This is a genomic window from Nonomuraea dietziae (assembly GCF_014195505.1).
GTDB classification, from domain to species: Bacteria; Actinomycetota; Actinomycetes; order Streptosporangiales; family Streptosporangiaceae; genus Nonomuraea; species Nonomuraea roseola.
This window is the reverse complement of the sequence record NZ_JACIBV010000002.1, coordinates 437969-461802: the sequence shown is the minus strand read 5'-3', so window position 1 is coordinate 461802 and position 23834 is coordinate 437969. Positions and strand designations below refer to the sequence as shown.

At 71.2% G+C, this 23834-nt stretch carries 23 protein-coding genes; 9 read left to right on the top strand and 14 right to left on the bottom strand.

What is annotated here, in order from left to right:
• Positions 1–90: 90 nt before the first annotated feature.
• From mctP to FHR33_RS44805, 4 genes are read right to left on the bottom strand one after another with little or no spacing between them, the layout of a single operon-like run.
• Positions 91–1707, bottom strand: a complete 1617-nt coding sequence (gene mctP, locus FHR33_RS44820) for a monocarboxylate uptake permease MctP (RefSeq protein WP_183661452.1) — start codon at positions 1705–1707, stop codon at positions 91–93.
• Complete coding sequence (locus tag FHR33_RS44815) at positions 1704–1898, bottom strand: DUF3311 domain-containing protein (protein ID WP_183661450.1); 195 nt, start codon at positions 1896–1898, stop codon at positions 1704–1706. The genes mctP and FHR33_RS44815 overlap by 4 nt, the downstream gene beginning before the upstream one ends.
• Positions 1899–1949: 51 nt before the next feature.
• A complete protein-coding gene (locus FHR33_RS44810) occupies positions 1950–2600 on the bottom strand; it encodes a carboxymuconolactone decarboxylase family protein (protein ID WP_183661448.1) in 651 nt (216 codons plus the stop codon).
• Positions 2600–3148 carry a VOC family protein gene (locus FHR33_RS44805; RefSeq protein WP_183661446.1) on the bottom strand — a complete coding sequence of 183 codons (549 nt, stop codon included), beginning with the start codon at positions 3146–3148 and terminating at the stop codon, positions 2600–2602. The genes FHR33_RS44810 and FHR33_RS44805 overlap by 1 nt, the downstream gene beginning before the upstream one ends.
• Positions 3149–3225: 77 nt before the next feature.
• Between FHR33_RS44805 and FHR33_RS44800 the strand changes: the two genes are divergently transcribed.
• Positions 3226–4128: an SDR family oxidoreductase gene (locus FHR33_RS44800; protein ID WP_183661443.1), complete on the top strand. Its 903-nt coding sequence runs from the start codon at positions 3226–3228 to the stop codon at positions 4126–4128.
• Here the strand turns inward: FHR33_RS44800 and FHR33_RS44795 are convergent.
• The 3 genes from FHR33_RS44795 to FHR33_RS44785 form a co-directional block, all read right to left on the bottom strand.
• Positions 4125–5096 (bottom strand): helix-turn-helix transcriptional regulator, encoded by a 972-nt coding sequence (locus FHR33_RS44795; RefSeq protein ID WP_183661441.1) that lies wholly within the window; start codon positions 5094–5096, stop codon positions 4125–4127. The two genes, FHR33_RS44800 and FHR33_RS44795, sit on opposite strands and share 4 nt — an antisense overlap.
• Positions 5097–5131: 35 nt before the next feature.
• Positions 5132–5854 carry a hypothetical protein gene (locus tag FHR33_RS44790; protein WP_183661439.1) on the bottom strand — a complete coding sequence of 241 codons (723 nt, stop codon included), beginning with the start codon at positions 5852–5854 and terminating at the stop codon, positions 5132–5134.
• 124 nt (positions 5855–5978) lie between these two features.
• On the bottom strand, positions 5979–7550 hold the full coding sequence (locus tag FHR33_RS44785) for a CocE/NonD family hydrolase (protein WP_183661438.1): 1572 nt from the start codon (positions 7548–7550) through the stop codon (positions 5979–5981).
• Positions 7551–7651: 101 nt separating this feature from the next.
• Between FHR33_RS44785 and FHR33_RS44780 the strand changes: the two genes are divergently transcribed.
• The 3 genes from FHR33_RS44780 (at position 7652) to FHR33_RS44770 (ending at position 11985) form a co-directional block, all read left to right on the top strand.
• A complete protein-coding gene (locus FHR33_RS44780; RefSeq protein ID WP_183661437.1) occupies positions 7652–8416 on the top strand; it encodes an SGNH/GDSL hydrolase family protein in 765 nt (254 codons plus the stop codon).
• A 195-nt stretch (positions 8417–8611) separates the two neighbouring features.
• Entirely contained in the window at positions 8612–10741 is a 2130-nt protein-coding gene (locus FHR33_RS44775) for an anthranilate synthase component I (protein WP_183661436.1), read from the top strand.
• A 98-nt stretch (positions 10742–10839) separates the two neighbouring features.
• Positions 10840–11985 carry an amidohydrolase family protein gene (locus FHR33_RS44770; RefSeq protein WP_183661435.1) on the top strand — a complete coding sequence of 382 codons (1146 nt, stop codon included), beginning with the start codon at positions 10840–10842 and terminating at the stop codon, positions 11983–11985.
• On the opposite strand, the gene FHR33_RS44765 is transcribed toward FHR33_RS44770, so the two are convergent.
• Positions 11973–12785 (bottom strand): AAA family ATPase, encoded by an 813-nt coding sequence (locus tag FHR33_RS44765; RefSeq protein WP_183661434.1) that lies wholly within the window; start codon positions 12783–12785, stop codon positions 11973–11975. The genes FHR33_RS44770 and FHR33_RS44765 overlap by 13 nt on opposite strands.
• Before the next feature lie 117 nt (positions 12786–12902).
• Between FHR33_RS44765 and thyX the strand changes: the two genes are divergently transcribed.
• From thyX to FHR33_RS44745, 4 genes are all read left to right on the top strand, one after another.
• Positions 12903–13625 carry an FAD-dependent thymidylate synthase gene (gene thyX, locus FHR33_RS44760; protein WP_183661433.1) on the top strand — a complete coding sequence of 241 codons (723 nt, stop codon included), beginning with the start codon at positions 12903–12905 and terminating at the stop codon, positions 13623–13625.
• Positions 13622–14599 (top strand): UDP-glucose 4-epimerase GalE, encoded by a 978-nt coding sequence (gene galE, locus FHR33_RS44755; RefSeq protein ID WP_183661432.1) that lies wholly within the window; start codon positions 13622–13624, stop codon positions 14597–14599. The genes thyX and galE overlap by 4 nt, the downstream gene beginning before the upstream one ends.
• A 168-nt stretch (positions 14600–14767) precedes the next feature.
• Positions 14768–15202: a DUF6196 family protein gene (locus FHR33_RS44750; RefSeq protein ID WP_183661431.1), complete on the top strand. Its 435-nt coding sequence runs from the start codon at positions 14768–14770 to the stop codon at positions 15200–15202.
• A gap of 112 nt (positions 15203–15314) precedes the next feature.
• Entirely contained in the window at positions 15315–15809 is a 495-nt protein-coding gene (locus FHR33_RS44745) for a GNAT family N-acetyltransferase (protein ID WP_183661429.1), read from the top strand.
• 37 nt (positions 15810–15846) lie between these two features.
• Here the strand turns inward: FHR33_RS44745 and FHR33_RS44740 are convergent, their stop codons facing one another.
• The 5 genes from FHR33_RS44740 to FHR33_RS44720 all read right to left on the bottom strand — a co-directional run bounded on the left by FHR33_RS44740 (position 15847) and on the right by FHR33_RS44720 (position 21418).
• On the bottom strand, positions 15847–17901 hold the full coding sequence (locus FHR33_RS44740) for a sensor histidine kinase (RefSeq protein ID WP_183661427.1): 2055 nt from the start codon (positions 17899–17901) through the stop codon (positions 15847–15849).
• A gap of 86 nt (positions 17902–17987) precedes the next feature.
• Complete coding sequence (locus tag FHR33_RS44735) at positions 17988–19169, bottom strand: NAD(P)/FAD-dependent oxidoreductase (RefSeq protein ID WP_312896105.1); 1182 nt, start codon at positions 19167–19169, stop codon at positions 17988–17990.
• 2 nt (positions 19170–19171) lie between these two features.
• Complete coding sequence (locus tag FHR33_RS44730; protein WP_183661425.1) at positions 19172–19372, bottom strand: ferredoxin; 201 nt, start codon at positions 19370–19372, stop codon at positions 19172–19174.
• Positions 19373–19403: 31 nt separating this feature from the next.
• On the bottom strand, positions 19404–20612 hold the full coding sequence (locus FHR33_RS44725; protein WP_183661423.1) for a cytochrome P450: 1209 nt from the start codon (positions 20610–20612) through the stop codon (positions 19404–19406).
• A 41-nt stretch (positions 20613–20653) separates the two neighbouring features.
• Complete coding sequence (locus FHR33_RS44720; RefSeq protein WP_183661421.1) at positions 20654–21418, bottom strand: SDR family NAD(P)-dependent oxidoreductase; 765 nt, start codon at positions 21416–21418, stop codon at positions 20654–20656.
• 140 nt (positions 21419–21558) lie between these two features.
• Here FHR33_RS44720 and FHR33_RS44715 point away from each other — a divergent pair, with 140 nt between their 5' ends.
• Positions 21559–22119 (top strand): TetR family transcriptional regulator, encoded by a 561-nt coding sequence (locus tag FHR33_RS44715; RefSeq protein ID WP_183661419.1) that lies wholly within the window; start codon positions 21559–21561, stop codon positions 22117–22119.
• 6 nt (positions 22120–22125) lie between these two features.
• On the opposite strand, the gene FHR33_RS44710 is transcribed toward FHR33_RS44715, so the two are convergent.
• A complete protein-coding gene (locus tag FHR33_RS44710; RefSeq protein WP_183661418.1) occupies positions 22126–23622 on the bottom strand; it encodes an alpha/beta hydrolase in 1497 nt (498 codons plus the stop codon).
• Positions 23623–23834 lie beyond the last annotated feature (212 nt).

Genomic DNA, 23834 nt, shown 5'->3' with positions numbered 1-23834 from the left:
CCCTCCGGAACGAAAGAAGTTGCACGCACACTAACGTTCCGGAGGTTTTAACCACAGCACATAACCTTGTTACGGTTTGGCCTAAATTCGTTACGTGGATGACTCGAGTTCCAGATCCTTGACTCGCGGATCGCCCTCGTCGGCGGTGAAGTGGTCGGGGCTGGTGCCGTCGGGGCCGTCGGGCACCTTGGCCGCCCTCGCGATGAGCGTCGCCGCGACGGCCACGATCAGGTTGAGCAGCAGCGCGAGGAAGCCCGCGTAGATCGTCATCTTGGTGTCGAAGCCGAGCTTCTCCAGCGGGAACGCCGAGCCGCCGAAGTGCGCGTGCTTGATCGCCGGGTTGGAGATGTTGTAGAGCAGGACGAGCCCGCCGCCCATGCCCGCGACCCAGCCCGCGATCAGCCCCACCTTGTGGAACCACCGCGTGAACAGCCCGATGGCCACCGACGGCAGCGTCTGCAGGATGATCACGCCGCCGATGAGCTGCAGGTCGATGGAGAACTGCGGGTCGATGAGCAGGATGAACAGCACCGCGCCCACCTTCACCACCAGCGAGGTGAGCTTGCTGACGCCCGCCTCCTGGGCGTCGGTGGCCTGCGGGTTGATGTACTCGCGGTAGATGTTGCGGGTGAACAGGTTGGCCGCGGCGATCGACATGATGGCCGCGGGGACGAGCGCCCCGATGCCGACCGCCGCGAACGCGATCCCGGCGAACCAGTCCGGGAACATCTGGTCGAACAGCACGGGCACGACCGTGTTGTTGTCGGTGCCGATCGGCTTCACGCCCGCCGCGATGGCCATGTAGCCGAGCAGCGCGATCAGGCCGAGCAGCAGGCTGTAGGCGGGAAGCGCGGACATGTTGCGCTTGATGACGTTGCGGTTCTTGGAGGCCAGCACGCCGGTGATGCTGTGCGGGTAGAGGAACAGCGCCAGCGCCGAGCCCAGTGCCAGCGTGAAGTACTGCAGCTGGTTGTTGGCGTTGAGCAGGATGCCGTCGCCCTGCGCGGGCGTGGCGGCGAACTTCTCCTGGGCCCTGCCGAAGATCACCTCCCAGCCGCCCAGCCTGGCGGGGATGTAGATGACCGCGACGAGGATGACCAGGTAGATCAGGATGTCCTTGACGAAGGCGATCAGCGCCGGCGCCCGCAGCCCCGACTGGTAGGTGTAGGCGGCCAGGATGACGAACGCGATGATCAGCGGCAGGTCCGACAGCAGCCCGCTGCCGCCGATGCCCATCGTCTTCAGCACCGCCTCGATGCCGATCAGCTGCAACGCGATGTAGGGCATCGTCGCCACGATGCCGGTGATCGCGACCAGCAGCGCCAGCGTCGGCGAGCCGAACCGCACCCGTACGAAGTCGGCGGGCGTGACCAGGCTGTGCACGTGCGAGACCGACCAGAGCCTGATCAGGACCAGGAAGACCAGCGGGTAGACGATCACCGTGTACGGCACGGCGAAGAACCCCATCGCGCCCGCGCCGAACAGCAGCGCGGGGACCGCCACGAAGGTGTAGGCGGTGTAGAGGTCGCCGCCCACCAGGAACCAGGTGATCCACGAGCCGAAGTTGCGCCCGCCGAGACCCCACTCGTTCAGCGACGCCAGATCCTGGGGCCTGCGCCAGCGGGCGGCCACGAACCCCATGCCGCTGACCACCAGGAACAGAACGGTGAAGATGACGATCTCGGTGACGTGCTCGCCCGGGTTCATCGCGTCATCCTGTAGACGAGGGTCGTCGTGGCGACGCCGAGGATGATGAAGGCGAGCTGGAGCCAGTAGAAGAGTGGGAAGCCTAACAGCGTGGGTTCGGCGGCGTTGAACAGGAACGTCATCAACGGGACGGCGATGGGCACCAGCAGCAGCCAGTACCAGGGACTGCGGTCGCGATCGTTACCGGGCAAGGCGTCCTCCCTTTTCCGTTGCCCGGCACATTAGTTTTCTGGCTGTGCCCGTCAGCTCGTAGATCGCTGAACGGTAGGGTCCTCGCGCCGAACGGTCAGCTCGTCGGCGATGTCGCGCGTGCCGTACCCCTCGGGGGCGGGCACCTCGGTGATCGGGTCGGGCCTGTCGTCGAACTCCAGGCGCAGCGCCCGCGCCATCGTCGCGTGCATCTCGTACAGGCACGTGACGTAGGTCAGCTCGAGGATCTGCTCGTCGGGCAGGTGCCGCTTCAGCACGGCGAAGACCTCGTCGTGCACCCTGCCGCCGTCGAGGACCAGGCCGTCGGTGTAGGCGAGCACCGCCCGCTCCAGCTCGCCGAACTCCTCGCTGACCTGCCAGTGCGCGACCGCGCGCACCTTCTCCTCCGGCACGCCGAGCGCCCTCAGCTGCTTGCAGTGCTGGGAGTAGACGAACTGCGACTGCCTGGCCCACCCTGCGCGGGTCTGGCCCAGCTCGCGCAGCACCGGGTCGAGCGCGGACTCACGGTAGAGCTGGAAGCCCTTCACGCAGTGCCTGAAGATCGCCGGGTCCTGGGCGAAGACCGTCCACCAGTCGCCGGGCGAGCCGGTCGAGGTGCCCTCGGGCGTCAGCAGCCGGTCGTAGAAGAACGCGACCACGGGGTCGCTGACCTCCTCACGGGGCACCTGGCGCAGGCGCGGCATCAGAGGGTCCTGTCGGCGGCGGTCTTCGGCTCGTGCCGGACGTCCTCGGGGCGGTCGAGCTCGCGCAGCCAGCAGGCGAACTCGATCAGGACGCCGTCGGGGTCCTTGAAGTAGATGGAGCGCACGAACACGCCGTCGTGCAGGGAGGGGGCGACGCCGAACTCGCTGTCGTCGTGGTTGAGCAGCACCCCGACGTCGATGCCCTTGGCGACCAGCCGCTCCCTGTACTCCTCGATCTTCTCCGGCGGCACGTCGAAGGCCAGGTGGTTCATCGAGCCCACCGCCGAGAGCAGCTCGCCCCTGTCGGGCAGGTTCTTGGGCGCGGAGACGCCGGGCACGCCGTCCGGCGCGTCGGGGAACCAGAAGAAGGCGAGGGCGTTGCCGCCGCCGCAGTCGAAGAAGAAGTGCTGGCCCCAGCCCATGGGCAGCTCGATCGTCTTGATCAGCGGCATGCCGAGGACGCCGGAGTAGAAGTCGACGGTCTGCTTCATGTCCGAGCAGACCAGCGCGATGTGGTTGACGCCGCGAAGCTCGAATTCGGTGTTCATAGTAACCAACTGCTTATCACAGCGCGGGTCGCTAAAACATGACAGAGGATGTCGGGCTTCGGCGGGAGGATCACGGCATGACGGAAACAGTCGCGCTGGTCACAGGCGCCACAAGGGGCACGGGAAGAGGCATCGCCGTCCAGCTCGGAGCGGCGGGGGCCACGGTCTACTGCACGGGACGCACCACCAGGCAGGGACGCTCGGAGATGGACAGGGCCGAGACGATCGAGGAGAGCGCCGAACTGGTCACCGCGGCGGGCGGCAAGGGCATCGCCGTCAGGACCGACCACCTGGTGCCCGAGCAGGTCAAGGCGCTGGTGGAGCGGATCGACAGCGAGCAGGGCAGGCTGGACGTCCTCGTCAACGACATCTGGGGCGCCGATCACCTGTGGTCGTGGGACACCCCCGTGTGGGAGCACGACCTTGACAAGGGGCTGCGCCTGCTCAGGCTGGCGCTCGACACCCATCTGATCACCAGCCACCACGCGCTGCCGCTGCTCATCCGCAGGCCGGGAGGGCTGGTCGTGGAGGTCACCGACGGCACGGCGGGCTTCAACGCCACCCGCTACCGCAACTCGATCTTCTACGACCTGGCCAAGACCGCCGTGAGCAGGCTGGCCTTCGCCCAGTCGCACGAACTGCGCCCGCACGGCGCGGCGGCGGTGTCGATCACGCCCGGCTTCCTGCGCTCGGAGATGATGCTGGACAACTTCGGCGTCACCGAGGAGAACTGGCGCGACGCCATCGCGCACAGCCCCGCCTTCGCCATCTCGGAGACGCCCGCCTACGTCGGCAGGGCGGTGGCCGCGCTGGCCGCCGACCCCGACAGGATGCGCTGGTCGGGCTCGTCGCTCTCCAGCGGCGAACTGGCCAAGGAGTACGGGTTCACCGACGTGGACGGCTCCAGGCCCGACGTGTGGCGCTGGATCGAGGAGGTCGAGGAGGGCGGCAAGGACGCCGACCCCGCCGACTACCGCTAGCGGGGGCCGCCGCCCCGGGCGTCCTCGGCGTACAGGCCGGACATCCGGGCGGCCGCCTCGGCCACCAGGGCGCGCAGCTCGGGCGGGTCCAGCACCTCCGCCTCGGGGCCGAAGGCCAGCACCTGGGTGTAGGCGACCGCCGGCGACTCGACCGCCAGCACCACCGTGCCGTCGTCGCGGGCGGAGGCCAGCGCCTCCGGCAGCGCGGCGGGGTCGGCCACGTGCCGCAGCATCCGCAGCCCCGCGGGGCTGAGCCGCAGCGTGACCTGCGTCCTGAGCAGGGAGCGGGTGAACTGCTCCGACCGTTCGGCCCAGAAGGCCGCCAGGTCGAAGGCGGGGTCGCGGTCGAAGCGCCTGGCGGTGTCGACGCTCACCTCGGTGAATCTGTCGACCCTGTAGACCAGCAGGCGCTCCTTCGCGCGGCCCGCCAGGTACCAGACGCCCGCCTTCAGCACCAGCCCGTACGGCTCGACGGCGCGCGGCGCCTCTCTGTACCTCCCGCTCACGGGATGGTTCCCCCACACCGCCCTGGCCAGCGGCGCGAGCGACTCGGGCGGCGGGGTGTCGCTGGCGAACCAGCCGGGCGCGTCGAGGTGGAAGCGCTGGGCGGCGGTGGCGGGCGCGTCGCGCAGTCCTGGCGCCAGCGCGGCGGCCGCCTTGAGCCTGGCGGCCTCGGCGATCTCGCGCAGGCCCATGTCGCGCAGGGCGTCGGGTACCCCCGACAGGAACAGCGCCTCCGCCTCGGCCCTGTCGAGCCCGGTGAGCCTGGTGCGGTAGCCGTCGACCAGGCGGTATCCGCCCGTTCTGCCCCTGTCGGCGTAGACGGGGATGCCCGCCTCCGACAGCGCCAGCACGTCGCGGTGGATGGTGCGCTCGGAGACCTCGAGTTCCTGGGCCAGCTCGCCCGCCGTCATCCCGCCACGCCCCTGCAGGAGGAGGACGAGCGACATGAGGCGGGCGGCGCGCACCATCCGATGCTACCCATCTCGGGTGATCCCGGCCGTCAGAGGACGGCGCAGCCGATCCTGACGGGGACCCTGGCCGAGAAGCGGCCCGACATCGTGTCGTACGCGTAGGCGTAGGCGTTGGCCGGCTTGCCCTTGGCCGAGCAGTCGAACTTGCCGGTCAGGTAGCCGAACGCCCCGCCCGGGTAGCCCGAGGCCTGCTTGGCGGTCACGCCGGCGTGCCAGTAGAGGGCGTCGTTGTGGCTCCACCTGATCGCCAGCTTGACCGTGCCGAAGTTGTAGTGGCTGCCGTTCAGCTTCAGCCTGGCGATGCTGTCGGTCGAGGTGGTGGTCGCGGTGCCGTCCCCGTTGTCCTTCGGCCCGATCGTGTACTTGGTGATCCACAGCTTGGCCAGCACCTTGCGCGCCGAGCTCTGGCCGTTGTCGGCCGCGGCCAGGTCCCGCTGCCTGGTGGTGACGCAGACGTCGTCGCCGTCGTAGGCGTTGCGCCAGACGTAGGGGACGACGCAGGTGTGCGGGCCGTACGCGCCGGTGGTCCAGCGGCCGTGCTTGGCGGCGTTGTCGGCGGCCACCTGGGTACGGGTCGCGGGGGTGACGCAGACCAGGTCGGACGGCTTGGCGACCCGCCACACGTATCCCTGGCGGCAGGTCTCGGGGCCGGGGTCGGCCGAGCCGGAGACGGCGGCGGAGGCCGCGGCGGGGGCGGTGACGGTCAGGCCGGCGATCGCGAGGACGGCCAGACCGAGCGAGGTGCGCTTCATGGTGCTCTCCTGAGGTCTCGGGGCCCCGGTCCGGCGGTTGCGCCCTGGGGCTCGCGACTCAGTTATGCACCGCTCTGCCTGCAACCTTCTTGCCGTCGATCACGGAAAGTGACCCGCAAGTGACTCAAGCCGCCGTCAAGGGCAGGACGAGCGAGGAAGGGCGCGAGGGGTCGTGGAAGACCTCGACGTCGGCGGGCACCCCGGGGGCGTCCCACCCGGGGGCGCCGGGGTTGCGGGCGATCGTCGGGTAGGCGCCGCTCGCCACGTGCACCCTGATCCTGTGCCCCTTGGCGAACCTGTGCGCGATCGGCCACAGGTCCACCGAGGCCCTGCGCACGCCGTCGGCGTCACCCCCGTCGGCCGCCGACAGCCGCCGCACCCCCTCGCAGACGTTCATGGAGCGCCCGTCGGGATGCACGTCGCACACCCGCACGACCACGTCCACGTGCGGCGTGCTCGACCTGACGAACAGCTCGGCCGAGACCGGGCCGATCGCCTCGGCGTCCTCGCGCAGCACGGGGGAGGTGTAGACGAGCACGTCCCTGCGCGCCTCCAGGCGGCGCTGGTCGCGCGGCCTGGAGTCGGCCAGCAGCACGGGACCGCCGATCACCGGCGTCGGATGGGCGGGGTGGTACCTGTACCGGTCGGGCTCGGCCTCCAGCGGCCCGTCGGGACCGAGGCCGAAGGCGCGCTGCAGGTGCCAGCGCACGGGCCGCATGCCGGGCACCGGCCAGTCGGGATAGTCGCGCCACTGCCTCGCGCCCGTCACGTACAGCCGCACGGGGGAGTCCCGCAGCCCCGACCGGTCGCCGAGCAGGTGCGCGCGGAACCAGGCCAGCGACTCGGCCCTGGTCACGGGGCCGTGCCTGACGTCGATGTGCCACCAGGGCCCGATCGTCAGGTACGGCTGCCGCCCCGCCGCCCGCATCGCCACGTAGTCGCGCAGCTGCCACGGCAGGAACACGTCGTACCAGCCGCCCAGCATGGTGACGGCCGCCTCCACCCTCCCGACCTCGGCCGAGAAGTCCCGCCTGTGCCAGTACGGCACCGCAGGGTCGGCGTGGTGGGCGAGCAGGTCCCTGTAGAAGGGCAGCGCCTGGCCCGCCGACACCAGGTCCAGCTCGGCGACGGGCCGCCCCGACAGCACCGCCCTCCTGGTCAGCCTGGGCGCGGTCAGCACCGACGCGCCGCCGAACCTGCGCGAGATCCCGTTGGTCAGCGTGGTCCAGCTCAGCGCTGACTCCAGCGCGAACGCCCCTCCCACGTAGGCGGCGTCCCTGAACTGGGAGGCGGTGATCTGCGTGGCCATCGCCTTGAGCTCGCCTCCCACGTAGGGGGCGATCGCCCACTGGGTGTAGCCGAGGTAGGAGGGGCCGTGCATCGCGAACGCGCCCGGATACCACGGCCGGCCGCGCAGCCACTCGACCGTGGCCATGCCGTCGTCGTGCTCGTCGCCGAGCGGGTCGAGCATCCCGCCCGAGCCGAAACCGCCCCTGCAGCTCTGGATCACCACCTGCAGACCGTGGCGGGCGAACCCCCGCCCGTAGGCGTAGCCGAACAGGCCGCGCCTGCCGTACGGCGAGCGGATCAGGACCACCGGCGCGCGCTCGGCCCCGACCGGCGCGTAACGGTCGGCGAGCAACGTCACGCCGTCCCGCATCGGGACGGGAAGGTCCCTCTCGACTCGAACCCGCATTACTAACCAGTAACAGACGGGCGGCGGCCTCGACAAGGTGAGTTCCGTCACCCCAGGCTACGGTCGCGTAGGGAGATCACCTGTTGGCAAACTATCCGGTCATGGGACGAATTACGTCGTTTGTCGCTCTGGGGGACAGCTTCACCGAGGGTCTCGAGGACCCCGCCGACGAGGGCTACCGCGGATGGGCCGACCGGCTGGCCGAGCACATCGAGGCCGAGCAGCCGGGGCTCGCCTACGCGAACCTGGCCGTGCGCGGCAGGCTGATCGACGAGGTCGTCGGAGAGCAGGTGCCGATGGCCGTCGAGCTCGGGCCCGACCTGGTGTCCCTGTGCGCGGGAGGAAACGACATCCTGCGGCCGAGCAGCGGCCCCGACGTGGTGGCGGCAAGGCTGGAGCAGGGCGTGGCGGCGCTCACGCAGGCAGGCTCGAGGGTGATGCTGTTCACCGGGTTCGACCTGCGCGACGTCCCGGTGATGCGACTGGCGCACAGCAAGATCGAGATCTTCAACCTGCACATCCACGACATCGCGCGCCGCTACGACGCCTTCCTGGTGGACATGTGGCCCATGGCGGTGCTGCGCGACAGGCGGGCGTGGAACATGGACAGGCTCCACCTGTCGCCCGACGGGCACCGCAGGGTGGCCCTGCACGCGGCCGAGGTGCTCGGGGTGGCGGTGCAGGAGGACTGGCGCGAGCCGTATCCGCCGCTGCTGCCCGCCCAGTGGGCCGACGCCCGCCGCGAGGACCTGCGATGGGCGCGGCAGTTCCTCGGGCCGTGGATCAACAGGCGCATCCAGGGACGCTCCTCCGGCGACGGTGTCCGCCCCAAGCGACCCGAGCTGGCACCCCTGGTCAACCGCTGAAAACGGCGCGGTGTGTCCGCGTTGCGTGATCTCCGATCGGGCGGCTACCCTTGGGCTATGCGAATCGGCTTGCAGCTTCAGTGGTGGCGCCGCTCCTAGGCGGCGCCAGATTCGCATTCCTCAACGGACGGCCGCCCCGGAAGGCGGCCTTTCCTGTCTCCGCCCCGGGGCTCATGAGCTAGCAAGGGGCTTTGAGTGGAGACGAGCGGATATACCACCGCCGGGGGCGTCAGCGTCGAGCGCGAGGTCCGTGAGGTGCCCGAGGAGGCCCTCGAGCAGATCGTGACCGAGCTCGGCGAGCGACGCGGCGGCGCGTTCTCGTCGGGCATGGACTACCCCGGCCGCTACAGCCGATGGGCGTTCGGCTACGTCGACCCCTGCGTCGAGCTCGTCGCCCGAGGCCGCACCATCGCCGCGAGGGCGCTGAACGAGCGCGGCAAGGTGGTCCTGCCCGCCATCGCCTCCTGCCTGCTGGCCGCGGGCAAGCCGGTCTCCGAGCCGACCGGCGCCCACGTCGAGGTGCACATCCCCGAGTCGGAGGACCTGCTCCCCGAGGAGATGCGCAGCCGCCGTCCCACCGTCTTCACCGCCATCCGCGAGGTCATCGCCGCCTTCAAGGGCGAGGACCAGCACCTCGGCCTCTACGGCGCCTTCGGCTACGACCTGGCCTTCCAGTTCGAGCCCATCCGCCACGAGCTCGAAAGGCCCGCCGACCAGCGCGACCTGGTACTGCACCTGCCCGACAGGCTCGTCGTCATCGACCGCCAGCGCGAGACCAGCGTGGAGTACCGCTACGAGTTCGTCGTCGACGGCGTCTCCACCAGAGGGCTCGAGCGCACCGGCGACACCTTCCCGCAGGTCGCCCCCACCGAGGTCCCGAAGGACCCGGAGAAGGGCGCCTACGCCACCGTCGTCGCGGCGGCCAAGGAGAAGTTCAAGCGCGGCGACCTGTTCGAGGTCGTGCCTGGCCAGGTCTTCCACGCCACCTGCACCGACCCCTCGGCCTTCTACCGCAGCCTGCGCCTGACCAACCCGGCGCCCTACGAGTTCATCATCAACCTCGGCGACGGCGAGCACCTGGTCGGCGCCTCGCCCGAGATGTACGTCCGCGTCACCGGCGACAGGGTCGAGACCTGCCCCATCTCCGGCACCATCGCCCGCGGCTCCAACCCCGTCGAGGACGCCGAGGCCATCCGCACCCTCCTGTCCAGCGTGAAGGAGGAGTCCGAGCTCACGATGTGCACCGACGTCGACCGCAACGACAAGTCGCGCATCTGCGTCCCCGGCACCGTCCAGGTCATCGGCCGCCGCCAGATCGAGCTCTACTCCCGCCTGATCCACACCGTCGACCACATCGAAGGCCGGCTGCGCCCCGAGTTCGACGCCCTCGACGCCTTCCTCACCCACATGTGGGCCGTCACCGTGACCGGCGCGCCCAAGACCTGGGCGATGCAGTTCATCGAGGACCACGAGGCCACCACCCGCAGGTGGTACGGCGGAGCCATCGGCTTCATCGGCTTCGACGGTTCCATGAACACCGGCCTGACCCTGCGAACCGCCCAGATCAAGAACGGCGTGGCCACCGTCAGGGCGGGCGCCACCCTGCTGTTCGACTCCGACCCCGAGGCCGAGGAGCGCGAGACCGAGCTCAAGGCCAGCGCCCTGCTCGGCGCGCTGGCCGCGGTCAACCAGCCCTCCGCCGTCCGGGAACGCCCCGTGCGCGACCAGCCGGGCCTGGGCATGAAGGTCCTGCTCGTCGACCACGAGGACTCCTTCGTCAACACCCTGGCCGACTACTTCCGCCAGGAGGGAGCCGACGTCGTCACCCTGCGCCACGGCTTCCCCGCGGAGATGATCGACCAGATCGCCCCCGACCTGGTCGTCCTGTCGCCCGGCCCCGGCTGGCCCTCCGACTTCGGCATGTCCGCCCTCATCGACCAGGTCTACGCCAGGGGCCTGCCGGTCTTCGGCGTCTGCCTCGGCCTGCAGGCCATGGTCGAGCACGCGGGCGGCGCCCTCGAACTGCTCGACTACCCCGAGCACGGCAAGCGCGGCCACGTCTCCCGCCTCGGCGACAGCGCCCTGCTGGAGGGCCTGCCCGCCGAGTTCGTCGCCGCCCGCTACCACTCGCTGCACGCCAAGCGGCCCGGCGTCGTCGGCTTCGAGGCCACGGCGCTGACCCCCGACGGCAACGTGATGGCGATCGAGGACGTGGCCAACAGGCGCTTCGCCGTACAGTTCCACCCCGAGTCGATCCTGACCGCGGAGGGCGGCGCGGGCGCGAAGGTCATCGCCAACGTCCTGCGGCTGTCACGCAGGGCCTGAAGGACACGCGACCCCGGCCGCGCGGCCGGGGTCGCCCCAACGTACGCAGTGGGCAAAAGCCCGGATCTCGCCGGCGATCACGCTCTAGAGTCAGGCGCATGCTCCCCGTAGACCTGCCGGATGCGGTGCGCGACGCCCTGCTCGCCCCGCTCGTCGACCACCACTGCCACGGGGTGCGCCGCGACGACCTCAGCAGGGCCCAGTTCGAGCTGCTGATCGGCGAGTCGCGCACACCCGCCCCGCCGGGAACCACACACTTCGACACCCCGCTCGGCGCGGCCATCCGCCGCTGGTGCGCCCCCGTGCTCGGCCTCGAACCGCACGTCGCCCCCGCCGTCTACCTGGGCAGGCGCCAGGAGCTCGGCGCGGGAGAGGTCAACAGGAGGCTGCTGCAGGCCTCAGGGGTGGTCGCCTTCCTCGTCGACACCGGACTGGAGGCCCCCGACCTGCTCTCGGCCGCCGAGATGGGCCGCCACGGCGGCGCCGCGGCCGACGAGATCGTCAGGCTCGAGCAGGTCGAGCAGGACATCGCCGACAGCGCGGCGGTCGCCGTCGACTACATGGACAGCCTCGGCGAGGAGCTCGTCGCCAGGGCGGCCCGCGCCGTCGGCCTCAAGTCGATCATCGCCTACCGCTGCGGCCTCGACTTCGACCCCTCCAGACCCAGCAGGGGCTCGGTCATCGCCGCCGCCAACCGCCGCCTGTCCGACCCGCGAGAGCGCCTGGTCGATCCGATCCTGCTGCGCCACCTGCTCTGGACCGCCGTCGACGTGGCCCGCGACCGCGCCCTGCCGATCCAGTTCCACACCGGCTACGGCGACGCCGACCTCGACATGTCGCGCGCCGACCCCGCCCAGATGACCGGCTTCATCCGTGCCCTGCAGCCGCTCGGCATCCCCGTCGTGCTGCTGCACTGCTACCCCTTCCACCGCCAGGCCGCCTACCTCGCCTCGGTCTTCCCGCACGTCTACGTCGACGTCGGCCTCACGCTCACCCACACCGCCGCGGGGTCGGCCAGGATCCTCGACGAGCTGCTCGAACTGGTGCCCTTCCACAAGCAGCTGTTCAGCTCCGACTGCTACGGCCTGGCCGAGGGCTGCCACCTCGGGGCCGTCTACTTCAGGCTCGGCATGGCCGGCGCGCTGGGCAGGCGCGTGGAGTCGGGGGAGTGGAGCGCGGCCGACGCCGCCCGCGTCGCCCACATGGCGGGCTCGGGCAACGCCCGCCGCGTCTACCGGCTCTGACCGCTCACGCCGGCCCGTTCCGGCCGGTTCCAGGGGCGATGCCCCGGCGCCAGCACGGGCTCCGGGGGCAGCCGCTCGATCACCAGAGACACCTGGACGTCGCAGCGCGGATCGGCGCACTCGCACACGAACGGCCGGGCGGTCGTCTCGGAGGCGTCGGGGCTCCACGGCCGGGCGAAGAAGGCCCGGTACTGCTCGACCACCGCCTCGTTGGCCTCACGCAGCAACCGCGCTCGCTCCTCGGGCCCCCGCGCCAGCGGACCCGCCGCCAGCTCCGCGGCGAAGAAGCGCTCGACCTCGGGCAGCGCGTCCTCCCGCGTGATGACCGCGACACCGGCCCGCTCCACCTCCGCCTCGATCAGCTCGCCGAGGCGAAGGTAGAGCTCGGCCGCCCAGCCGGGCCCGTGCCGCGCCCTCAGCCTGGCCAGCCGTACCTCGGCGGGCGGCACCAGCCACACCGCCCTGCTTCCGGGAGGCAGCATCCCCGGCAGCACCTGCGTGCCCTCGGCCACGGTCAGCGGCGAGGACGGCAGCGCGCGCAGGTCGGCGACGGTCATGGGGCCGCGCTCGGCCTGCAGCCACATGGCCAGGCGCTCCTCCATCGGAGCGGCGGCGCGCTGCGCGGGCGTCAACTCCTCGAACCGCAGCGCGGCCGGATGACCCGCCTTGACGGCCAGGTCGCGATGCGCCCAGGTGCGGGCGTCGGAGTCGTAGCGCCGCAGACCGTGAAGGCGCGCCAGCCTCCTGGCCACGGTCGTCTTCCCCGATCCCGGCGGCCCCCCGATCCACAGCACGTTCACGTCAGGAGAGACTAGCCGGGAGCCGCAGTCAAGGCGCGGTGCGAGGGCCCGTTCTCTGTGACGACGGGCGTACGATGGCGGGCGGCCAGAACGCCGAGCACAAGGGGGATCCACTAAGTGAGCGACGAGCCGCGTTTCCTGAACGACGTCACGGTCGAACTCGTCAAGCACAGCGCGTCCGACACGGATGTGCTCTGGGCCGCCAGGGTGTCGACCGCGGGGGAGCAGTCACTCGAGGAGGTCGGCAAGGATCCCGAGCGGTCCAAGGGGCTGATCAACTATCTGATGCGCGACAGACACGGCAGCCCGTTCGAGCACAACTCCATGACGTTCTTCGTCAGCGCCCCGATCCTGGTGTTCCGCGAGTTCATGAGGCACCGAGTCGGCTGGTCCTACAACGAGGAGAGTGGCCGTTACAGGGAGCTCCAGCCCGTCTTCTACGTGCCGGGCCATGAGCGCAAGCTCGTCCAGGAGGGCAAGCCGGGCCGCTACGTCTTCGTCGACGGCTCGCCCGAGCAGCACAAGCTCGTCACCGAGGCGATGGAGGGCGCCTACCGGCAGGCGTACGCCGCCTACCAGGAGATGCTGGAGGCGGGCGTGGCCCGTGAGGTGGCCCGCGCCGTCCTGCCCGTGGGTCTGTTCTCCACGATGTACGCCACCTGCAACGCCCGCTCCCTCATGCACTTCCTGTCGTTGCGCACCAAGAACGAGCAGGCCAAGGTGCCCTCCTTCCCGCAGCGTGAGATCGAGATGGTGGCGGAGAAGATGGAGGCCGCCTGGGCCGAGCTCATGCCCCTCACGCACGCCGCCTTCGTCGCCAACGGGCGGGTCGCCCCGTGAAGGTCCTCATCTCCGGCGGGGCCGGATACATCGGCAGCACCGTCGCCTCGGCCTGCCTCGACGCCGGCATCACGCCGGTCGTCCTCGACAGCCTGGTCACCGGGCGCAGGGAGTTCGCGCGGGGGCGCGCCTTCTACGAGGGTGACATCGCCGACGGCGGCCTGATCGACACGATCTTCGCCGAGCATCCCGACATCGAGGCCGTCGTCCACTGCGCGGCGCTCATCGTGGTGCCCGACTCGGTGGCCGACCCCGTCGGCTACTACCGCGCCAACGTGGCCAAGAGCCTCGACTTCGTCGAGCACCTGCTGCGCAACGGCTGCGATAAAATGATCTTCAGCTCGTCGGCCTCGATCTACGAGGCGGGCGACGACTTCACCGTCGACGAGAGCTCGGGGCTCGCGCCGCAGAGCCCGTACGCGCGGACCAAGGCCGTGTGTGAGGGGATGTTCGCCGACATCAGCGCCACGCAGCCGATCAGGATCCTGTCGCTGCGCTACTTCAACCCGATCGGCGCCGACCCCAAGATGCGCACGGGACTGCAGCTGCGCAGGCCCAGCCACGCGCTCGGCAAGATGATCGAGGCGTGGGAGGAGGGCACGCCGTTCCAGGTCACCGGCACGTCGTGGCCGACCCGCGACGGCTCGGGCATCCGCGACTACATCCACGTGTGGGACCTCGCCACGGCGCACGTGGCCGCTCTCGAGCGGTTCGGCTCCTTCACCGAGGACGTCATCAACCTCGGCACCGGCAGGGGAACGACGGTGCGGGAGCTGGTGGCCGCCTTCAACGAGGTGGTCGAGCGGCCCATCGAGGTCGTGGAGACGGGGCCGAGGCCTGGTGACGTGGCGGGCGCCTACACCCGCACGGAGCTGGCCAGGCGCCTGCTGGAGTGGGAGCCTCGCCACACGGTGGCCGAGGGCATCAGGCACTCGCTGGAATGGGCCAGGATCCGCCCGGAGATCCTGGGCTGACGAGAGTTCGGGCTCGTTCCCGCGCCGAGGCGGCGTCCTCGCCCGCGGGAACGAGCCGGTGGCCCGCTGCGAGCGCCTCGGCGGCAGGCGGCAGGGCGCGGTGTGCGAGGATGGCGGCCGTCCGGTGATCCCGAGCGGATCACGGTCTAGAGGATCGGGGGCCCTGCCATGGTCAGCGTCAGTGTGGAGACCCGGCAACAGACCGAGGAGCGCCTGCGCCAGGTGATCTCCATGGCCGACCTCACCGTGCACGACGGCGTGTGGCACTTCGAGGAGTTCCCCGCCGATCGCCCGCCGGCGCTCACCGATGATACCCTGGCGGTGGTCCGCGACAGCGAGAGCTGGAGCAGGCTGGTCCCCCTGCCGCGGGACGGCGGAGAGTCCGAACGCTTCGGCGTCTTCTCCTTCCACTTCCCCGCCGACCTCGACAACAGCGGCTTCGTCGGCTGGCTGGCCAGCCACCTCAAGGCCGAGCTGGGTACCGGCGTCTTCGTCATCTGCGGCAGCAACCGTGCGCGCGGCGGCATCTACGACTACTGGGGCTGCCCCGTCGAGCTGCTGCAGGAGGCCGTCGCGGTCGTCGAGGCGCTGCGCGCCGGCTGACGGCCTGCTGGGGGATGGCCGGGATGGCGTCGCCCGGCGGCTTCGAGCGATGACCGTGAAAAGCGATGACCGTGAAAGCCGCATGCCGGGCGGTCCAGGTAGCGTGCGTCCCATGCCCGAGCTGCAGCGCCTCCGCTCCGACCACGCTTCCGCCCTGCTCGCGTTCGAACGGGAGAACAGGGCCTATTTCGCCGCCTCGATCCCCGACCGCGGTGACGCCTACTTCGCCGAGTTCGACGCACGCCACGCCGCCCTGCTGGCCGAGCAGGCCGCAGGGGTGATCCACTTCCACGTGCTCGTGGACGGCGACGGCGTGGTCCTGGGCCGCGTCAACCTGGTCGACGTGGCGGACGGCTCGGCCGAGCTCGGCTACAGGATCGCCAAGAGCGCCTCGGGCCAGGGCCTGGCCACCGCCGCCGTCCGCCAGGTGTGCGCCCTGGCCGCCACCGAGTACGCCCTGACGACGCTGCGAGCGGCGACGACGCTGGACAACCTCGCCTCGCAGGCCGTGCTGGCCCGCACCGGCTTCGTTCCCACCTGCGAGACCGTGCTGGACGGCCGCCCCGCGCTCGAGTACACCCTCGAGCTGAGCCGGTTCGGCGGCTGATCGCGCTCGCCGTCCGCCTCACCCCGCGGTCGTCCCGTCACTCGCGGGCCGACCCCGCGGCTCCTCGGACGGCCCGCCCCGCCTCGGCGAGCGGGGCGGCGGCCGGCAACCTGGCCTCCACCAGGGTGCCGCCACCCGGGCGGGAGGTGACGAAGCAGGAGCCGCCGAGCTCGGCCGCGCGTTCGCGCATCGACGAGGTGCCGACGCCCGCCCTGCAGTCCTGACGCAGGCCCACGCCGTCGTCCTCGACGCTGACCACGAACTGGCCGGCCTCGCGGACCAGGGCGATCCTGACCGACGACGCCCGCGCGTGCCGCCGCACGTTCGTCACCGCCTCCTGCGCGATGCGGTAGGCGGCCACCTCGACGGCCGCGGGCAGGTCGCCCAGCTCGCCGTCCACCACCACCTCGACGGCGGTGCCCTCCTCGTCGGCCCTGGTCAGCGTCGCCTCGGCGAGCTGCCGTACGGCCTGCGCCAGGCCGAGGTCGTCGAGCGCGGGAGGGCGCAGGCCGTACACCAGCTCCCGGATGTCGCCCGTGACCGCCTCCATGCCGCTGTGGAGGTCCTTGAGCAGGTCGTCCGCGGTGCCGGGAGCGCGCTTGATGCTGATGCGGGCGATGTTGATCGTCATGGCCATCGCGCCGAGCGTCTGCCCGAGGCCGTCGTGCAGGTCACGGCGGAGCCTGCGGCGTTCCTCCTCGCGGGCCGCCAGGATGCGTTCACGTGAACGTTGCAGGTCGGCCGCCATGCGTGCGGCGTGCGCCACGTCGGCGACATACGGCAGCAGCGTCGCGATGACCCGCTCGTCGTGCGCCGCGGCGAACCTGCGCGCCCCCGGGCGGCCGATCAGCAGGCGTCCTACGGGCTCACCGTGCCAGACCAGGGCGATCTCGCGGGGCGAGGCGCCGACGTCGCCGCTCTCGACGGACAGGCCCCCGCTCACCCGTACGGCCGCGCCGTCCACCGCGAGGCCGTCCCGCACGACCTCGACGACCACGCTCAGGGCCTCGGCCGGGTCCGCGCGCCTGACCTCCTGCGTGAGCCGCTCGGCCAGCAGGCGCGGATCGCCGACGGGGCCGTACATCAGCCTGTCCACCGCCCGCTGCAGGAGGCGGCGCATCGGCTGGAAGAACGCGCCGGCGAACAGCGCCGCGGCCAGCCCCGCCACCTGGTGGTATCCGGCGACCAGCAGGCTCGACACGGCGCCCACGCCGAAGTAGACGCCGCTGACCGCCGCGATCAGGCCGGTGGCCACGAAGGCGCGGCTGACGACCGTGTCGATGCCGAACAGCCGGTAGCGCAGTATCGACACCATGAGCGCGACGGGGATCAGGGTGGTCCAGAAGACGGCGGGCGCCCAGTAGTCGTCGCCGAGCAGCAGGAAGACGATGTAGACGGCGAACGTGACGAGCGGCCAGGCGATCTGGCGGCGCATCGCGGAGTCGGCCCTGCGAAAGCGCATGGCGAGCGCGAGCAGCGCCACGACGACGCACACCTCCATGGCCAGGTAGGCCGCCTCGTAGAGCTGGAGGTGGACAGGCGCGAGCGCCTCGATCTTCAGCGGGTTCGGGATGACCGCGGGGCGGCGCAGCGCGCCGGGCGCGGGCTTCGGGCGGACGGCGAGCAGGAAGGCGAGCGTGGCGAACACCGTCATGCTCACCGCCACATGTACCCGCCACCCGGGCGAGGGCAGCCTGCCGTCCGGCGCGAACAACGGCACGAGGACCGCGAGGATGCCGCCGCCGAACGCCCACGTAATTCCAGACGCGATGCGGAGCACGCCCGCCGTCTCCATCGACCCCGCGCCCGCCGCCTGGAACATCAACATCCCGACGAGCACGCTGAGCCCCGCGAACAGCCCGCCCGCGCACATCAGCCAGCCCACGACGAGCCTGGGACGCCGCGCCACGACGAAGGCGCCGACGAGCGGGAAGGCGAGCCCGGCCGCGTGGTCGGGCGTGGCGGGGATGGACGGCCGCCACGCCTCGGGCAGCCGCGCCTGGATCAGTAACGCCACCACGACCGCGACCAGGGACACGACCGCGACACCCCACGCCATGACGCGCGCCAACGCAGCTCCCCGACCGTCCATCCGGGGATTATGTCCGCAATGAGGCAGCGCCCGCCAGCCGGGACGCGGGGCGGGGCGCTGCCGATCACGGGGGAGCCGCTCGGCGTTCAGTCGCCGATGGCGTCGGCCACCCGGCCGCGGTGCAGGCGGGCGGCCTTGGCCATGTTCCAGCCGAGTACCCCGGTGACCTTCCCGTCCCGGTGATAGAGCGCGACGAAGCGGTTCTGCTCGAGATCGCCCTCCACCACGTCCACCCTGGCGCCTGAAGGGAAGAAGCCGTGAGCCTGGATCTTGGCGTCGTACTGGTCGGTCCAGAAATAGGGCAGGGGAAGGTAGGGCCGGTCCTCGCCGAGGAGGTTGGCCGCCACGATCCGGGCCTGTTCGACGGCGTTGGTCCTGTTCTCCAGCCGCAGCCTGCGATCCAGTTTCTCGTGGTGCCAGGAGGCCAGGTCGCCGACGGCGTAGACGCCGGGGGCGGCGCGGCAGCGCGAGTCGCACCGCACGCCGTCACGCACGGACAGCCCGCTGCCGTGGAGCCAGCCGGTCGCCGGGCGCGAGCCGATCGCCACCACGACCGTCTCGGCGGGCAGGAGTTCGCCCGAGGCCAGCCGTACCCCCGAGACCCTGCCGCCGGAACCCGACAGGCCCTCGACCGCGACGCCGAGCCGCAGCCGGACGCCGCGCTCGGCGTGCAGCCGGGTGAGCATCCCGCCGACCAGGTCGCCGAGCTGGTCGGCCAGGACCGCGTCACCGAGGCCGACGAGGGTGACGTCGACCCCCATGCCGCGCGCGGTCGCGGCCACCTCCGCACCCAGCACGCCCTCGCCCACGACGACCAGCCGTCCGCCGTCCAGGAGGTCCTCGCGAAGCCCGAGCGCGTCATCCATGGTCCGCAGTGTGTGCACGCCTGCCAGTCCGTCCTGGCCTTGGAACCTGACCGGAGTCAGGCCGGTGGCCAGGACGACGGCCCGCGCTCGCAGGAGGCGTCCCGACGCGGTCAGCACCTCGCGCGCCGCGACGTCCAGCCGGACGGCGGGATCGCCCAGAAGGAAGTCGGCCTCGAGCGCGGACAGCTCGTCCGCCTGCCGCAGGTACGCCCTCTCGCGCGCCCACACCCCTGACAGCACCTGCTTGGACAGCGGCGGCCGGTCGTAGGGCGGATGCGACTCGGCGCCCAGCAGCGTCAGGCCGCCCTGGTAGCCCTTGCGGCGAAGCGCCTCCGCCACTGCCAGGCCACCGGCGGAGGCGCCCACGATCACCACGTCGTCGGGCACCACGTCGTCGGGCACCGTCAAGGCCGGAGGTCCACGGTGATCGCGGAGGCCGGGCACACGTCGGCGGCCTCCCTGACGGCGGCGCGGAACCGCTCGGCGGGCGAGGGGTTCAGCAGGATCACGATGCCGTCGTCCTCGCCCTGGTCGAACACCTCGGGCGCGAGCAGCGCACACTGGCCGGCGCCGCAGCACTTGTCCTGGTCAACAGCGATGTTCATCGTCGATTCCTCTCTCTCACCGACAGCCGCGTCACCAGCGCACGGGGACCTGCCGCAGGCCGCCGACGATGAGCCCTTCGCGGCGGGCCAGGTCGGCGACGGGCACGGCGAGTTCCAGCGTGGGCAGCCGGTCGAGCAGCACCTTCAGCACGGTCTGCAGCTCGGTGCGGGCCAGCGCCTGCCCGAGGCAGGCGTACGGCCCCGCGCCGAAGGCCAGATGCGGGTTGGGAGAGCGGGTCAGGTCCATGTCGGCGGCGTGGTCGAACTGGCGCTCGTCGCGGTTGGCCGCGGCCAGGTTGCACACCACGGTGGTCCCCGCGGGGACCGTGATGTCGTCGACCTGGATCTCCTCGCTGATGTAGCGGGGGATCCCGAAGCCGGGGTTGGCGTCGTAGCGCAGGCTCTCCTCCACCGCGAGGCGGATCAGTGAGCGGTCGGCGAGCAGTTGTTCCCAGCGACCGCGGTCGGCCAGCAGCATCGCTACCATCTTGCCGATCATGTTGGAGGTCGTCTCGTGACCGGCGACCAGCAGCCCCTTGGCCGTGAGCATCATGATCTCTTCGGTCATCCGCCCGTCGAGCGCGCCGACGAGTGAGATGAGCTCGCTGATCAGGTCGTCGCCCGGCGTGGCCCGCTTGGCCGCGACATGGGCGCGCAGGTAGTCGTCGAACTCGGCCTGGGCCGCGTCGATCTCCACCTGGGTGAACCTGGTGAGGCTGAGCATGGTGTCGGACCAGTAGGAGAACCTGTCCCTGTCGGAGTCCGGCACGCCGAGCAGGTCGCAGATCACCCACACCGGCAGCGGGAAGCCGAGGGCGCCGGCCAGGTCGGCGGGAGAGCCCTGCTTGATCATCTCATCGACCAGGTGCTCGGCCATGGCCTCGATCCCGGGCTGCATGGCGGAGACGCGCTTGGCGGTGAACGCCTTGCCGATCAGCTGGCGCCACTGCCGGTGGGTGTCGGCCCCCATGTTCGTGCCGCCGGAGCCGAACACGCCGCCGGATTCGTTCGCGGTGATGTTGGCGGCGTCGGCGCTGTCGAGGTGGTGGGTGAAACGAGGGTCCGACAGCAGCTGCCTGACGTCGGCGTAGCGGGTCAGCAGCACGCTCTCGTCGCCGCTGGCCAGCCGGATCGACGCCACGGGACAGCCCTCGCGCAGCGGGGCCCACTCCTGAGGGGGCTCCAAGGCGCCGGGCGGGGAGAAGGGGTAGTGCGGGGTCTGCCCGCTGGTGTCGCTCATCGTGTCTCCTGAGATCGGGATCGGAAGGACTCGTCGTCTCATCAGGCCGCTGACCAGCCGCCGTCCACCGGCACGATCGCTCCGTTGACGAACGAGGCGGCGTCCGAGGCCAGGAAGAGGGCGGCGTCGGCCATCTGCTCCGGCTGCGCCATCCGCTCGCCGAGTGCGAGCACCGGCGCGAGGCGGGCGGCGCCCGCCAGGTCGAAGCTCCCGACGCTCTCCGCTGAGGCGATGTCGGTCAGGGTGGGGCCGGGCAGGATGGCGTTGCAGCGGATGCCGTCCTTGGCGTACGCCCACGCCACGCTGCGCGTCAGGCCGACGACGCCGTGCTTGGAGGCGGTGTAGGCGGCCCCGGCCGTCCCGCCCCTGATGCCGGCCTCGGAGGCGGTGTTGACGATCGCGCCCCTTCCCTCGCGCAGCATGTGCGGCAGCACCGCGTGGGTGACCAGGAACGTGCCGGTCAGGTTGACCCGGAGCACCCGCTCCCAGAGCGCCACCGGGATGTCGGCGGGCAGGGCCATGGTGTCCATGATCCCGGCGTTGTTGCACAGCACGTCGATCCGGCCGTACGCGCTGATCGCACTCTCGACCAGCGCGCCCACCGACGCCTCGTCGGAGATTTCGGCGGCGGCCACGATGGCCGCGTCCCCGATCTCGGAGGCGGTCCGCTCCGCGCGTTCGCGGTCGATGTCGCAGACCACGACGCGAGTCCCGGCCTTGGCGAAGGCGAAGGCCATCGCCCTGCCGATTCCGGAGCCCGCGCCCGTGACCAGGCTGACGCGGTCGTCGAAGGCGAAGGTCGTCACGTGTTCGTCCTTTCGGTCGCGGCGCGAAGGCGGCCTGGCCGCGGGCGACGCCCCCGCCCGCGAGGTGCGCCGCGGCTCGGCCGCGGCCCGGGGCGACGTCAGCAACCGGACAACCTTGTCCGGTTGCTACTGTAGGCGATGTGCACCCTGCGCGTCGACCGAACAGAGGACCAAGCGCCGCGGCGGAGAACCGGGCCGCGCTGATAGCCGCGGCCCGCGAGGTCTTCGCCGGCGCCGGGTACAACGCGCCGCTCAGCATGGTCGCCCGTGCGGCAGGGGTCGGGCAGGGAAGCCTCTACCGGCACTTCCCCGATCGCGTCAGCCTCGCCCTCGCGGTGTTCGAGGACGCCGTGGCCGACCTCGAGGCCCTGGCCGACGAGCCCGGCTCCACCCTGGCCGACGTTCTCGATCTGATCACCGAGCAGACCATCGCCTCGACCGCGTTCATCGACATGGTCAGCGTGCCCCCGATGGACCCCGATCCTCGCCTCATCCAGGTGCGCGACAGGGTGGCGAAGCTCTTGGCCGGCGCGCTGCCCGAGGCCCGGCGCGCGGGTCGCGTCCGCGAGGACCTCGGCCCCGACGACCTGGTCCTGGCCGTGGGCATGCTCGCCGGCGTGCTCGCCAAGACCCCCGCGCCCGACCGGCGTGAGACCGCCGAACGGGTGTGGACGCTGCTCCGCAGGGGACTGGAGCCATGACCGTGGTCAGCGGAGCGAGGGGTGGCGCACGCCGAGCCGCGCCCGGCCATCCGGCGGGGAGACGGCCGGGCAGCGGGCGCCAGGGGCCGGGACGACCAGGGATGTCAGGTAGCGGTCGATCGTCTCGGTGGTGCAGTCGCTGCGGCCGTAGACGCCGTGGCCCGCGCCCTCGTAGGTGAGGAGTCTGGCCTCGTGGCCGATCTGCTGAGCCGTGCTGACCGCCCACAGGTAGCCCGAGGCCGGGTCGTGGAGCGAGTTGGCCAGCAGGATCGGTGGGGAGCCTTCCACGCGCAGCCTGTGCTGCGGGTTGGGGAGGGGCGTGGGCTGGCCGAGGCAGGAGGCGAGCGCCCCCAGCGCCGCCGGGCTGAATCGCATGTCTCTGGCGAGGGCGGACTGGCGGCCCAGGTGCGCGGCGTACTCGCGGTAGTCACGGACGGGCAGGTGGAAGTCCTGGCAGTAGACCGCCCGAGGGAAGGGGGACACCGCCCCGTCCGGCTGCGGCCCGGTGAAGGAGGAAGGCGGCTGTTCGCCGGTGTCGACGGCGAGCAGCAGCTCGGCCAGCTCGGCCCAGTTGGGTCCGTAGAACGCGGCGAAGGCCATGTCGGTCAGGTCCCAGCTGGTCATGGGCTCAGCCGGCTGGCCGGGCCGGTGCAGTTCGCCGCGGTCGGCCCTGGCGCGAAGGTCCGCCCAGAACGCGCGCACGTCCTTGCCGTGCAGTGCGCACGTGGCGGTCCTCGTGCACCAGGCGGCGAACTCGTCGAAGGATCCCTCCGCGTGGAGGGCCGCGGTGTCGAGGTAGGCGGCGGTGCCGAGGCTGTGGTCGAAGTTGCCGTCCAGGGCCAGCGCCCTGACCCGATGAGGGAAGCGTTCGGCGTAGAGCTGGCCGATCAGCGTGCCGTACGAGCCGCCGTAGTAGGTCAGCTTCTCCTCGCCCAACGCGGCGCGCAGAGCGTCCAGGTCACGGGCCACACTGAGTGAACTGACGTGGTCGAACAGCGGCCCGGTGCGGGCCCTGCAGTCCTCGCGGAGCCGCCGGTTGTAGGCAAGCCGGGCTTCCAGTTCGGCCTGACTCCTGATGAGCGGGTGCGGACCCTCGGCCAGCAGCGCGGAGGAGCAGACGACCGGGTTGCTGCGGCCCACGCCGCGCGGGTCGAATCCCACGATGTCGAATCTGCTGGTGAGCTCCCCGCTGAAATAGCCGCCGGCCGAGAGTATGAAGTCGACGCCCGAGATGCCAGGCCCGCCGGGGTTGATCACCAGCGAGCCGATCCTGGTCGTACGGCCGGTGGCCTTGCGCCTGGCCAGAGCCAGGTCGATGGAGCCTTCGCCGGGATCGTCCCAGTCGATGGGCACTTTCAGCGTGCCGCACTCGGCGCCGGCGTCCTGGGCGCACGGCGTCCAGATGATGGGCGGCGCGGGGGGCGTGACAGCTCCTGAGGCGCTGAGCGGGAGCAGGGCCGCGATGACGGCCGGCGCGATCGCGAGCAGGACGGATCTTCGCATGTGACTTCAATCGTCGAGGGACGGATGGAGGAACTCCGGCGGTGCGCGGAGCCCGTCACGATCATGAGAGACCGGACATAACGCCCCCGTCACCACCTCCGATCCCGCCGCGGCGATGGAGCACCCACGGCATGGCCAAGCCCGTCGACGACCACCGGGCATCTCACAGCTGGGGGCTGACGGGACACACCAAAGAACAGACAATGGGAACA